At 37.9% G+C, this 12,258-nt stretch carries 14 protein-coding genes; 13 read left to right on the top strand and 1 reads right to left on the bottom strand.

Annotated elements, in window-relative coordinates; all coding sequences use genetic code 11:
* Positions 1-37: 37 nt before the first annotated feature.
* From IGI50_RS10960 to recN, 7 genes are read left to right on the top strand one after another with little or no spacing between them, the layout of a single operon-like run.
* Complete coding sequence (locus IGI50_RS10960) at positions 38-895, top strand: bifunctional methylenetetrahydrofolate dehydrogenase/methenyltetrahydrofolate cyclohydrolase (RefSeq protein ID WP_438776949.1); 858 nt, start codon at positions 38-40, stop codon at positions 893-895.
* A 15-nt stretch (positions 896-910) separates the two neighbouring features.
* A complete protein-coding gene (gene xseA, locus IGI50_RS10955) occupies positions 911-2,245 on the top strand; it encodes an exodeoxyribonuclease VII large subunit (protein ID WP_010745905.1) in 1,335 nt (444 codons plus the stop codon).
* Positions 2,245-2,466, top strand: coding sequence for an exodeoxyribonuclease VII small subunit (locus IGI50_RS10950; RefSeq protein WP_438776948.1), 222 nt, complete (start codon positions 2,245-2,247; stop codon positions 2,464-2,466). Before xseA ends, IGI50_RS10950 begins: the two co-directional genes overlap by 1 nt.
* Positions 2,466-3,350 (top strand): polyprenyl synthetase family protein, encoded by an 885-nt coding sequence (locus IGI50_RS10945; RefSeq protein WP_010745907.1) that lies wholly within the window; start codon positions 2,466-2,468, stop codon positions 3,348-3,350. The genes IGI50_RS10950 and IGI50_RS10945 overlap by 1 nt, the downstream gene beginning before the upstream one ends.
* A 44-nt stretch (positions 3,351-3,394) precedes the next feature.
* Positions 3,395-4,210, top strand: a complete 816-nt coding sequence (locus IGI50_RS10940; protein ID WP_438776947.1) for a TlyA family RNA methyltransferase — start codon at positions 3,395-3,397, stop codon at positions 4,208-4,210.
* A gap of 15 nt (positions 4,211-4,225) precedes the next feature.
* Positions 4,226-4,684, top strand: a complete 459-nt coding sequence (locus tag IGI50_RS10935) for an arginine repressor (protein ID WP_010745909.1) — start codon at positions 4,226-4,228, stop codon at positions 4,682-4,684.
* Positions 4,685-4,712: 28 nt separating this feature from the next.
* The gene (gene recN, locus IGI50_RS10930; protein WP_218256108.1) at positions 4,713-6,383 is read left to right on the top strand and encodes a DNA repair protein RecN; all 1,671 of its coding nucleotides are present in this window, start codon (positions 4,713-4,715) and stop codon (positions 6,381-6,383) included.
* A gap of 26 nt (positions 6,384-6,409) precedes the next feature.
* On the opposite strand, the gene IGI50_RS10925 is transcribed toward recN, so the two are convergent.
* Positions 6,410-6,526 (bottom strand): DUF4044 domain-containing protein, encoded by a 117-nt coding sequence (locus IGI50_RS10925; protein ID WP_010745911.1) that lies wholly within the window; start codon positions 6,524-6,526, stop codon positions 6,410-6,412.
* A gap of 227 nt (positions 6,527-6,753) precedes the next feature.
* On the opposite strand from IGI50_RS10925, the gene IGI50_RS10920 reads away from it, so the two are divergent.
* The 6 genes from IGI50_RS10920 (at position 6,754) to mraY (ending at position 12,245) form a co-directional block, all read left to right on the top strand.
* Positions 6,754-7,125, top strand: coding sequence for a DUF3397 domain-containing protein (locus IGI50_RS10920; protein WP_010745912.1), 372 nt, complete (start codon positions 6,754-6,756; stop codon positions 7,123-7,125).
* A gap of 168 nt (positions 7,126-7,293) precedes the next feature.
* On the top strand, positions 7,294-7,725 hold the full coding sequence (gene mraZ / locus IGI50_RS10915) for a division/cell wall cluster transcriptional repressor MraZ (RefSeq protein WP_010745913.1): 432 nt from the start codon (positions 7,294-7,296) through the stop codon (positions 7,723-7,725).
* Between the two features lie 15 nt (positions 7,726-7,740).
* On the top strand, positions 7,741-8,694 hold the full coding sequence (gene rsmH / locus IGI50_RS10910) for a 16S rRNA (cytosine(1402)-N(4))-methyltransferase RsmH (RefSeq protein ID WP_438776946.1): 954 nt from the start codon (positions 7,741-7,743) through the stop codon (positions 8,692-8,694).
* Positions 8,695-8,699: 5 nt separating this feature from the next.
* Complete coding sequence (ftsL, locus tag IGI50_RS10905) at positions 8,700-9,077, top strand: cell division protein FtsL (RefSeq protein WP_010745915.1); 378 nt, start codon at positions 8,700-8,702, stop codon at positions 9,075-9,077.
* Entirely contained in the window at positions 9,078-11,267 is a 2,190-nt protein-coding gene (locus IGI50_RS10900; protein ID WP_438776945.1) for a penicillin-binding transpeptidase domain-containing protein, read from the top strand.
* A gap of 15 nt (positions 11,268-11,282) precedes the next feature.
* Entirely contained in the window at positions 11,283-12,245 is a 963-nt protein-coding gene (gene mraY, locus IGI50_RS10895; RefSeq protein WP_438776944.1) for a phospho-N-acetylmuramoyl-pentapeptide-transferase, read from the top strand.
* The last annotated feature ends 13 nt before the right edge of the window (positions 12,246-12,258 follow it).

Below are 12,258 nucleotides of genomic sequence, written 5' to 3'. Positions count from 1 at the left end.
TCATTTAAACTATACAGAAAAAGAAGTGGGGATTAATATGGCGCAAATTATCGATGGTAAAAAATTGGCAGAAAAACTTCAAAAAGAAACAGCAAGTCAAGTGAATACGTTGGCAGAAAAAGGAATTTATCCTGGATTGGTTGTCCTATTGGTCGGAGAAAACCCAGCCAGCCAGATCTATGTAAGAAATAAAGAACGGGCTGCTAAGAAAATTGGTATCCATTCAGAGGTAAAACGTTATCCTGAAAGTATTACTGAAACTGAGCTGATTAGAGAAATCGAACAATTTAATCAATCAGATGAATTTCATGGAATATTAGTTCAGTTACCTTTGCCAGATCATATTGATGAAGAAAAGGTTTTACTGGCAATTAATCCTTTAAAGGACGTTGATGGGTTCCATCCAATGAATATGGGAAGATTATTTGCTGGAATGCCCCATACGATTCCTTGTACTCCTTATGGCATTATGAAAATGTTTGAAGAATATGATATCCCTTTGGCAGGTAAACAGGCAGTAGTGATAGGTCGAAGCAATATTGTGGGTAAACCAATGGCGATTTTATTATTAGAGGCGGATGCAACAGTCACATTAACCCATTCAAAAACGAAAGATTTGGCAAAAGTAGCTAGTAAGGCGGATATTTTAGTTGTAGCAATCGGCAAAGGCCATTTCGTTACAAAAGAATTTGTTAAGCCAGGAGCAGTTGTCATTGATGTTGGAATGAATCGAAATGAAGATGGAAAACTAATAGGTGATGTGAAGTTCGATGAAGTCGAACCGATCGCTAGCTACATTACCCCGGTTCCTGGGGGAGTAGGACCTATGACCATCACTATGTTAATGCAGCAAACAGTCGAATGTTGTGAGCGACAAGTACTGAATCACGAATAACAAAGAGGTGTTTAAATGGCACAAGAATATTTAACCGTCAGTGCTTTAAACAAGTATATTAAACGGAAGTTCGATGTAGACCCCTATTTAGAGCGGGTCTATTTGACCGGAGAGATATCAAATTTCCGTATGCGAGCAAACAGTCATCAATACTTTAGTTTAAAGGATGAACGTTCCAAAATAAGTGCTATTATGTTTAAAGGAGCGTTTCAAAAGCTGAGGTTTACGCCAAAAGAAGGTATGAAAGTATTAGTGGTAGGTCGCGTGGCATTGTATGAAGCTAGTGGCAACTATCAGATTTATATAGATCATATGGAGCCTGACGGTGTCGGTGCGCTCTATCAAGCATTAGCAGAATTGCGAGAGAAATTGGATAAAGAAGGATTGTTTTCTCTCCCCAAAAAGTCATTGCCTCGCTTTCCGAAACGAATCGCTGTAATCACTAGTCCTAGTGGGGCAGTGATCAGAGATATTATTACAACAGTAAAACGCCGATATCCCATTGTGCAACTGGTTTTATTTCCCACATTGGTGCAGGGAGATAAAGCTGCTGCAGATATTGTCTCAAATATCAAAAAGGCCGAGAAGTTGAATTTTGATACTATGATTATTGGTCGAGGTGGGGGATCGATTGAAGATCTTTGGCCTTTTAATGAAGAGATTGTCGCTCGAGCAATTGCAGCATCTCCGATTCCCGTCATCTCTTCAGTCGGGCACGAAACGGATACGACGATCGCTGATTTAGTTGCAGATGTCCGAGCAGCAACGCCAACAGCAGCTGCAGAATTAGCGGTACCTGTTTTATCGGAAGAAATTTTACGAGTTAAAGAGAAACAAGCACGTTTAGAACAGGCCTTTATGCATCAATTACAACGAAAAAAAGACCGTTTTGAACGTTTGCAGCAATCCTATATCTTTAGACAGCCTGCACGATTATACGAAGCGCAAAGTGTGCGATTGGATCGATTAGTACAACAATTGCAACAAAATATGACTGTTTTAGTCAATCAGCGAGAACGCGAATTGATGCAGTACAGCAGTCGCTTGGCCCAAGCCAATCCTATCAATCGTTTGAAACAAGCGCAACAGCAAATGACATATTTACAGGAACGGCTACAGCAGCAAATGCAGGGATATATAGAAGCTCAACAGCGTAGATTACAGCAGGCAGTTATGTCTCTTGATTTATTAAGTCCACTAAAAACGATGGGACGAGGGTTTACATATACGACCCAAGATGACCAAGTAATTCGTTCTGTTAAGAATTTAAAAGAAAAAGAAATGGTCGTGCATTTTGTTGATGGAAATGTAAAGGCATCAATCTTAGAAATTGAGGAAGGAAAAAAATAATGGAAAATATAACCTTTGAAGAATCAATTACTCAACTAGAAAATATTGTGTCACAATTAGAACGTGGCGATGTGCCATTAGAAGAAGCACTTGAAGCCTTTCAAAAAGGTATGGTTTTAAGCAAGCAATGTCAGGATACTTTAACGAAAGCAGAAAAGACATTAACCAAGATGATGAGTGAAGATGAAGAAGTGCCTTTTACAGGTGAGGAGGAAGCCTAATGTTACAGCAGCTTTCTGCTGAAGAGCTACCTAAAGTTGAAAAAGAAATAATTGATTTTATCAACACCTACACAACACATGAAGAGTTAAAGGAAAGTATGCTTTATTCAATTAATGCGGGGGGGAAAAGGATTCGCCCGTTAATAGTATTGGCGACAGTAAAAGCTTTTCAAAAAGAGTTGTCTTTGCCCGTTTACCAGACTGCGGGAGCATTAGAAATGATTCACACCTATTCATTAATCCATGATGATCTTCCAGCAATGGACGACGATGATTTACGACGTGGGAAACCGACGAATCATAAGGTTTTCGGTGAAGCATTAGCAATTTTAGCAGGAGATGGCCTTTTAACGGGTGCATTTCAACTGCTCAGTGAAACTATTTTAGACTCCACTGAAACTGTCTTGTTGATCCAGTTATTAGCAAAGGCTGCTGGGACTGGAGGCATGGTTGCAGGACAAGCGGGAGATATGGCGGCGGAAAAGCAGCATGTTTCATTAGACGAATTAAAGATAATTCATCGTGGGAAAACAGGTGCTTTGTTGACTTATGCTTTCGTAGCTGGAGGGATCCTTGCGAATCAAACGGAGTATGTGCTTGAACTTCTAAAAAAACTTGGTGGGCATATTGGTTTGGCTTTTCAAATTCGGGATGATTTATTGGATATTGTGAGTTCAACAGAAGAATTAGGAAAGCAAGTCGGTCAGGACGAAAAATCAGATAAAAGCACATACCCAGCATTATTGGGAGTTGAAGGGGCTAAGCAGTCTCTGGTAGACGAGTTAAGTCAAGCTGAAGATACAATCCAACAATTATCAAAAGTGGCAGAAGTTCAGCCTGAAATTTTCGAAGATTTACTAGCGCTCTTTGCTCTGAAGAAATAATGTGTTGGATGAAGTTAAATCTATTATAAGAAATAGGAGATATCATGAAAAAAGAACGTGTCGACGTGTTGGCTTTTAATCAGGGACTTTTTGAAACCAGAGAAAAGGCTAAACGCGGCGTGATGGCTGGTTTAGTATATGATCAAAAAAATGAACGACTAGATAAACCTGGTGAAAAAATTTCAATTGAGACAGTTTTACAAGTAAAAGGGCAAAGCTTAGCGTATGTTTCTCGTGGTGGATTAAAATTAGAAAAGGCTCTAAAAAGTTTTGATGTAGATATTGATCAAAAAATTCTGTTGGACATAGGATCTTCTACAGGCGGGTTCACGGACGTTGCATTGCAAAACGGTGCTTTGTTAAGCTATGCCTTAGATGTTGGCTATAATCAATTGGCTTGGAAACTACGTCAGGATGAGCGAGTAGTTGTCATGGAACGGACGAATTTCCGTTATTCTAAGTTAGCAGATTTTGAGAAGGGACAACCAAATTTTGCAACAATTGATGTTTCCTTTATCTCTTTAAAGCTGATTTTACCTCCCTTACATGAAATTTTGATGGATAACGGAGACGTGGTCGCGTTGATTAAACCACAATTTGAAGCGGGAAGAGAATTTGTAGGGAAAAAGGGAATTGTTAAGGACCCAAAAACACATTTGATGGTGTTAAAGGAAATTACTGATTTTGCAATAGCGCATGGTTTTAATGTAGAGGAACTGACTTTTTCTCCTATTACTGGCGGGGAAGGAAACATTGAGTTTTTGGCTCATTTGAAAAAAGTACCTGAAACAGGTTGTTTAAAATCAGAAATTGATTTGGAAATGGTTGTAGCAGAGGCTCATCAGCAATTAGATAAATAATCAGGAGGAAAAGAAATGCGAAAAGACGAGCGCCATCGCATTATTACTAAGTTATTGAGCGAGTATGATGTGAGGAAGCAGGAGGAATTTGTAACAGTTCTTGCGCGAGAAGGTGTGAAAGTAACTCAAGCAACAATTTCACGTGATATCAAAGAAATGAAACTCATTAAGGTACCTTCTCCGAATGGTGGGTATCGATACAGTATGCCCCTTCAAGAACAGGAAGACGTGAATGAAAAACTGGCTGATTTGTTAAAAGATGCCATGGTTTCTATTGATCAAATGGAGAAATTTATCAGTGTTAAAACACTTCCGGGAAATGCGTCTGCCTGTGCAAATCTATTAGAAAAACAATTCATGAAAAATTTATTTACGACCTTGAATGATGATGATAGTGTTTTGATGATTGCAAGAACAGAAGACGATGCAAAATATATAAAACAAGATATCGTTGAAAAAAGCCAGAATAATTAGTAAGTCTCATTAAAAGGAGAATATGAAAATGTTGCAAGAGCTAACAATCAAAAATTTTGCGATCATTTCTTCGTTGCATTTAGGATTTACTGATGGAATGACAGCTCTAACTGGCGAAACAGGCGCTGGAAAATCAATTATTATTGACGCAGTTAGCTTGTTAGCTGGAGCTCGTTCATCCATCGAATATATTCGTCAAGGTAGTGATAAATGTTTAGTTGAGGGGCTTTTTGATTTACCTAAGCAACATGAGTTCAGTCTACTAATGGAAGAACTTGGAATTGAAGTAGATGAGGCAGGATTGATTGTTCAAAGAGATTTGAATATCTCAGGAAAAAGTGTCTCACGAGTGAACGGAAGAATTGTTACTTTGGCGAACTTACGAAGAATTGGTCAATTCTTAGTAGACATTCAAGGCCAAAACGACCACCAGGAATTGATGCATCCAGAATCGCATCTCCGTCTTTTAGATAGTTTTGGTGACTCGGCTTTTCAAGAGAAAAAAATTAGGTATCAGACCGCATATCATAGCTATATAACTTTAATGAATCAAGTTAGAAAATTTAAACAAAATGAACAATCTTTTGTTCAAAGAATCGATATGCTAACTTTTCAACAAGAAGAAATTGGAAATGCAGAGCTATCTATTGGTGAAGAAGAAAAACTGATGGAAGAGCGGGAGAAACTTACGAACTATCAGAAAATAGTAGATAGTCTTTCTTATAGTTACCAAGCTATGACAAATGAAGAAACAAACTCTTTAGATGCGATAGGTTCAGCTAGTCAGGAACTTCAAACAATAGCTTCTTTAGATACTGACTATGAAGGCATATCTGATAATGTTCATAGTGCCTACTATCTTTTGCAAGATGCGGTCAGTGAAATCGGGCGTCAATTAGATTTGCTAGAGTTAGATGAGGAGCGCTTGGATATAGTTAATGAAAGGCTTGAACTAATTCATCAACTGAAAAGAAAGTATGGAGATTCGATCGAGATCATTCTAAACTATTATGATCAGATTAGTGAAGAACTTTTGGATTCAGATTTCTCTGGAGACAAATTGGAAAGATTAGAAAAAGAACTATATGAAAAAGAAAACGAATTACAACACTTAGCTGAGATGCTACAAGCGGCGCGAAAAAAGATGGCGAAAAAATTAGAATCAGCAATCCAAAATGAACTGAAGGATTTGTACATGGAGAATGCTCGGTTTGAAGTGAGTTTTAAAGAGAGCTCTTTTAATGCAGAGGGAGTAGATGAGGTAGAGTTTTACATAACGACTAATCCTGGAGAGCCATTGAAGCCTCTAGTTAAAGTGGCCTCAGGAGGAGAAATTTCTCGAGTCATGTTGGCTTTAAAGACCATTTTCTCAAAAACTCAGGGATTAACGAGTATTGTTTTTGATGAAGTAGATACTGGAGTGAGTGGGCGAGTCGCCCAAGCGATTGCAGACAAGATTTATCAAATTGGTCTGAATTCACAGGCCTTATGTATCACTCATTTACCTCAAGTAGCCGCTAAAGCTGATCATCAACTATTTATTCGTAAAGAGATAGTTGATGGAAGGACTTTAACTAAGGTAGAGGAGTTAACTGAAAGGGATCGTATTGACGAAATTGCTCGTATGTTAGCAGGAGCAGAGATTACAGATTTAACTGTCAAGCATGCAAAAGAATTATTGCAATTAGCAAAAAAATAGCCGGAGCTCATGCTCCGGCTATTTGCTTACATAATACTTAGTAGACTACTCAAAACCAATGAACCGATTGTTAAAATTAACATGGTCCAAATAACAACCTTGGTAACTTTAGAAAAAGTACTGGTAGATTTTTTGTTATTCATGCCGTCACCATCCTCAAAAAAATCTCAAATTCATCATACTTCATTTCTTGAAACTCCGCAAATAACTGAAAAAACTTTTAAAAAATACTAAGAAATCTTTTCGCGTCAATATTGCGAATTCAATTGTTAAAACTTGCTAAATCCTTTATATTTTAAATGAATTGAAACACGAATGTAACGATAATGCAGTATAGTGAAGGTAGTAGTTAGAAGAGGAAGGACTGTATTTGTTGGCATCATTTTCACCAATTTTGTTGTTATGGTACATTTTCCCGATTATCGTCTTTTTAGCGTCTGATTATATCGTAACAACTTTTAAATTAAAACAACGCTTCAATTTGAAAACGCCAGATATTACTGTACCATTTTTAATCGTTGGAATGCACGAAATATCAAAAAGTATCAGTACGTTTTCAATTTTACCATATTTTTTGCTATCCATTCTATTATTGGGTATTAGCGTCGTCGTTTTCCAAGCCTATCGCTATCGTGAAATCATGTATGGTCGCTTTTTCAAAATGTTTTGGCGCTTAACGTTTTTATTATCAGTTTTGGTCTATTTTATTTTGATTATTGCAAGTATTATTAATGCCTTATAAATGAAAAAAACTTTAAAAAAACTCTTTATTACCTGCGTATTTCCCGATAAAACAATATGGTTAGAAAAGGTCAAGAAACTGTTATTTTTGTTTTTTGTAAAGTGTGGTAGATTGTGGGGGATTGTGGTAGACTAATCTCATGCGGTGGTAAAAAGGGGTGAAGTCTAGATGTTCATGGGTGAATTTCAACACAATATTGATGCAAAAGGTCGATTGATCGTCCCATCAAAATTACGTGAACAGTTAGGCGAGAAGTTTGTTGTTACCCGAGGTATGGATGGGTGTTTGTTCGGTTACCCTTTAGCCGAGTGGAACCAATTAGAAACAAAGCTAAATGAAATGCCGCTTTCAAAGAAAGATGCGCGTGCATTTGTTCGTTTCTTTTACTCTGCTGCTACCGAGTGTGAGATTGATAAACAAGGTCGGATCAATATACCGGCATCTTTGCGTAGTCACGCTTCTTTGGAAAAAGAATGCGTCATCATTGGTGTAGCCAATCGCATTGAAATTTGGGATCAAGCTCGTTGGAATGATTTTACAAAAGAAACAGAAGCTAGTTTCGACGACATTGCAGAGACAATGGTCGATTTTGGATTTTAGAGAAGAGGATTATCAATGACAGACTTTCAACATACAACCGTTTTGCTTCGCGAGACAGTTGATGGTCTAGCAATCAAACCAGACGGTATTTATGTTGATTGTACATTAGGCGGTGCTGGTCACAGTGAGTACTTATTAAGCCAGTTAAACGCAGATGGACATCTTTATGCTTTTGATCAAGATCAAAAAGCGATTAATAACGCGAAAATTCGTTTGACAAAATATGTCGAAAAAAAGCAAGTGACTTTTATTAAAGCTAATTTCAGAGATTTAAAAGAAGAACTGAATTATTTAGGCGTGACAGAAGTCGATGGGATTTTATATGATTTGGGCGTTTCCTCTCCGCAACTAGATGAGGCTGAACGTGGGTTTAGTTACCATCAAGATGCTCCATTGGATATGCGGATGGATCAGGATGCTCCCTTGAGTGCCTATCAAGTTGTAAATGATTACTCTTACCATGAATTAGTAAAAATCTTCTTTCGTTACGGAGAAGAAAAATTCTCTAAACAAATCGCACGTTTGATTGAACGCAAACGTGAAGAAAAGCCAATAGAAACTACAGGCGAGCTCGTTGATATAATTAAGGAAGCTATTCCAGCTCCGGCAAGACGAAAAGGCGGTCATCCTGCAAAAAGGGTTTTCCAAGCTGTTCGGATTGCTGTGAATGATGAGCTAGGAGCAATTGAGAGTTCTTTGGAACAAGCGATTGATATGCTATCTGTTAACGGAAGAGTCAGTGTAATTACGTTTCATTCATTAGAAGACCGAATCGTGAAGATCATTTTTAAAGAATTTAGCACACCTAAGGATATGCCACCTGGCTTACCAATGGTACCGGAAGAATTTCAGCCAATGCTAAAATTAGTTAATCGAAAACCAATTATTCCTTCAGAAGAGGAATTAAATGAGAACAATCGTGCGAGAAGTGCAAAATTGCGGATCGCTGAGAAAGTGAAGAAAGGATAGGAATTATGGCAGAATTAAAAAATAAACAACCATTTCAATTTGATTCTCAGCAAAATGAGATTCAACAAACGCCAGATTCTTTCAAAGTCTTCGTTTCTCCAGGAGATCGTTTAAAGAAAATTACACGAGTAGAAAAATTTGCCGTGTTAGCTTTCTTAGTGATGTTAATTGGGCTGTCAATCGTGATGGTAAATTATCGTAATGAAATCAGCAAAACACAAAATGAAATTACTAGTATTCAAACCGATATTGATGCGAAAGAAAAAACGGCGACGCAATTACAACAAGAAAAAAGTGAATTGTCTCGATCTGATCGTTTGAAAGAAGTTGCGGAAAAAGCGGGTCTTTCTATCAATGACGCGAATTTAAGGAAAGTGAAGTAAATGAGCTTTAAAAGGCTAAGAAGAAAAATCCGAAAAAAGAATTTGACTCCGATGAACAATCGCAAAAAAGTAGGCGTTATTTTGTTTGCTACGAGTATTGGATTGTTCTTTTTATTTGCCGTTCGCATGATTTATGTGGTGGCAGGTGGACATGTAGCAGGAACATCATTAAAAGCTAAGACGGAAGAGCTTTATCATGGTGGTGAAGTTGTTAAGGCTAAACGAGGGACGATTTATGATCGTAACGGTGAGGTTATAGCAGAAGATGCTACCTCTTATTCCGTTTATGCAATTCTTTCGGAAAGCTATGTTTCAGGAAAAGATAAACTTTACGCCCAAGAGAAAAACTTTGATGAATTAGCTTCTATATTACATAAGTATTTAGGAATTAAAGAAAAAACAGCTTTGAAAACATTAAAGAGCGGCATAAATAGTGACGGGACAAGTAAGTATTACCAAGTTGAGTTTGGCAATAAGGGAAAAAACATTTCCGAGGAGACCAAACAAAATATCGAAGATGCGATGAAGAAAGCTAAAATCAAAGGACTATATTTCACCGATCACACTGATCGAATGTATCCGAATGGAAATTTTGCTTCTCACTTCATAGGTTATGCTCAACCAGATAAAAATGAAAATTTAGTTGGGATGATGGGTGTCGAAGCAGCTTACGACGATGTTTTAAAAGGGAAAGATGGAAAAGTAGTTTATCAAAAGGACGAAAACCAACGCCCAATTCCTGGTAGTGTTGCAGAAGAAAAGAAAGCAGTCGACGGAGAAGATATCTATACTACTTTAGACGCAGGCTTACAAAGCTATTTAGAAACGTTATTGGACAAAGTGAATTCAGAAGCCAATCCTACAGAGATGACGGCTATGCTGATGCAGGCGAAAACAGGGGATATTCTAGCAATGTCTCAACGACCAACATTCAACCCAGAGACTAAGGAAGGGCTCGGAGAATCTGACGCATGGCGAAACTTCTTAGTAGAAGATAGCTATGAGCCAGGATCAACTATGAAGGTTTTTACCACTGCCGCAGCCGTTAACGAAGGCGTCTTTAATGAAAATGAAAGCTACGTTTCTGGAAAGATCCAAGTGGCTGATGCGACCATTAATGACTGGGACTTAGGCAAAAAAGGAATATTAACAATGCGCCAAGCGTTATCTTGGTCTAGTAATGTCGGAATGGTGAAGTTGGAAGAAAAACTTGGGGATCGTTGGCCTGAATACGTGAAACGCTTTGGATTTGGTCAAAGTACTTATTCTGGTTTGCCTGGTGAATCAAAAGGAACTCTGCCGACGAGTAATATCGTTGACCAGGCGATGAGTTCATATGGACAAGCTATTGGGGTAACGAATTTTCAAATGATGCGCGGCTTTACTGCTGTTGCAAATGACGGGAAAATGCTGCAACCCCATTATGTTGAAAAAATAGCTAACCCTAATACAGGTAAAGAAATTATTACAAAGCCAGAAGTCGTAGGTGAACCAATTACGGCTGAGACCGCACAAAAGGTGCGTGAATACATGCGTGATACCGTAGAAAGTGAAAATTACGGTTCTGCTTATGATCAATATAAAGTACCCGGATATCATATTTCTGCTAAAACAGGGACCGCTCAAATTGCTGAGAATGGTAGATATTTGACAGGTGATACAAACTATATTTATTCAATTGCGTTGATGCTTCCTTCAGAGGATCCAGAATACATTTTATATTTAACAATGAAGCAGCCGCAGGAAAATAAGGCAGGTATTTTGGGAGACATCGCTAATCCTTTATTGAGTCGTGCAATGGAATTCCAAAATAATGAATCTGATTCTTCAGAGGAAGAAAGTAATACTAAGGTTACTGTTGAAGATTATCGTAATCTTTCAACATCAAAAGCTGCAGCAGATGCCAATAAGCGTGGACTGACAGCTGTAGTAGTTGGCGATGGAGATAAGATTGTACAGCAGTCTGCCAAACCAGGTGAAAAGGTAATGGCAAATGAACATCTTATTTTGTTGACAGACGGCAAGAAAGAGATGCCTGATGTTCGTGGCTGGTCTAAAGCAGATATTTTGAAATTGACTAATTTGCTGGATATTGATGTCACATTTAAAGGGGACGGCTACTGTACGAAACAAAATATTGCTCCCTATTCGGAAATATCGAAGAAGAAATTGAAAATTACGTTAGGTTAGACTGGAGAGAAAAAAATGCAACCGGCACAACTATTTATCGCTTTTGCCAGTAGTTTCGCAATTACTGTTGCAGGCATGCCATTTATTATTGGCTATTTTAGGATGAAGAAACAAGGACAAGAAATTCGTGATGAAGGGCCAAAATGGCATAATACAAAAGCTGGCACACCAACGATGGGTGGTTTAGGTTTTCTAGCCGCTGCAGTGATTACATCAATCTGGTTTAGTCTTTGGACGCAGCAAATGACAACCTCGTTATTAATTCTAGTATTCGTATTATTACTTTATGGAATCATTGGATTTCTGGACGATTTTATCAAATTAGCTAAGAAGCAAAATGAAGGATTAACTTCAAAGCAGAAATTCATTGCGCAAGTTGTTGTTGCGATAGTCTTCTATTTAATCTACCGAATGGAAGGTTATCCAAATACGTTGAATTTCTTTGGCATCGATTTACCCTTAAATATTGTCTATGGACTTTTTGTGATTTTTTGGTTGGTTGGTTTCTCAAATGCAGTAAATCTAACTGATGGAATCGACGGGCTAGTTTCAGGCCTAGGAACAATCTCATTTGCAACATACGGTATTATTGCTTGGAACCAACAACAATATGAAGTTTTAATCGTGTGTCTAGCTTTAATGGGTGGTTTAGTCGGTTTCTTTCCTTACAATAGAAAACCTGCGAAAATTTTTATGGGAGATGTCGGTTCTCTTGCTTTAGGCGGATTGTTGGCAGCTGTTTCAATTGTTCTACATCAAGAATGGACATTGCTATTAGTCGGTCTGGTATATATTTTTGAAACAGCAAGCGTGATTATTCAAGTTACTTCCTTTAAAATGACAGGGAAACGTGTTTTTAAGATGTCACCGTTGCATCATCATTTTGAGATGTCAGGTTGGTCCGAATGGAAAGTAGATACTGTATTTTGGGCAATCGGACTGATTGCATCTATTATTGTTTTATTGATCGTACTGTAGGAGATGACTAGGA

Source organism: Enterococcus sp. DIV0170 (assembly GCF_051710765.1).
Classification (GTDB): domain Bacteria; phylum Bacillota; class Bacilli; order Lactobacillales; family Enterococcaceae; genus Enterococcus_A; species Enterococcus_A raffinosus.
Note: the sequence above shows the minus strand (reverse complement) of the source record. Positions and strands in the feature narration are given on the sequence as shown.

Bases quoted from the DNA above. Each gene is read 5' to 3' on its own strand.
- xseA (WP_010745905.1), top strand. From the start codon at position 911: ATGGCACAAGAATATTTAACCGTCAGTGCTTTAAACAAGTATATTAAA.
- IGI50_RS10945 (WP_010745907.1), top strand. From the start codon at position 2,466: ATGTTACAGCAGCTTTCTGCTGAAGAGCTACCTAAAGTTGAAAAAGAA.
- IGI50_RS10960 (WP_438776949.1), top strand. From the start codon at position 38: ATGGCGCAAATTATCGATGGTAAAAAATTGGCAGAAAAACTTCAAAAA.
- IGI50_RS10935 (WP_010745909.1), top strand. From the start codon at position 4,226: ATGCGAAAAGACGAGCGCCATCGCATTATTACTAAGTTATTGAGCGAG.
- IGI50_RS10925 (WP_010745911.1), bottom strand. From the start codon at position 6,526: ATGAATAACAAAAAATCTACCAGTACTTTTTCTAAAGTTACCAAGGTT.
- mraZ (WP_010745913.1), top strand. From the start codon at position 7,294: ATGTTCATGGGTGAATTTCAACACAATATTGATGCAAAAGGTCGATTG.
- recN (WP_218256108.1), top strand. From the start codon at position 4,713: ATGTTGCAAGAGCTAACAATCAAAAATTTTGCGATCATTTCTTCGTTG.
- IGI50_RS10940 (WP_438776947.1), top strand. From the start codon at position 3,395: ATGAAAAAAGAACGTGTCGACGTGTTGGCTTTTAATCAGGGACTTTTT.
- IGI50_RS10900 (WP_438776945.1), top strand. From the start codon at position 9,078: ATGAGCTTTAAAAGGCTAAGAAGAAAAATCCGAAAAAAGAATTTGACT.
- rsmH (WP_438776946.1), top strand. From the start codon at position 7,741: ATGACAGACTTTCAACATACAACCGTTTTGCTTCGCGAGACAGTTGAT.
- ftsL (WP_010745915.1), top strand. From the start codon at position 8,700: ATGGCAGAATTAAAAAATAAACAACCATTTCAATTTGATTCTCAGCAA.
- mraY (WP_438776944.1), top strand. From the start codon at position 11,283: ATGCAACCGGCACAACTATTTATCGCTTTTGCCAGTAGTTTCGCAATT.
- IGI50_RS10950 (WP_438776948.1), top strand. From the start codon at position 2,245: ATGGAAAATATAACCTTTGAAGAATCAATTACTCAACTAGAAAATATT.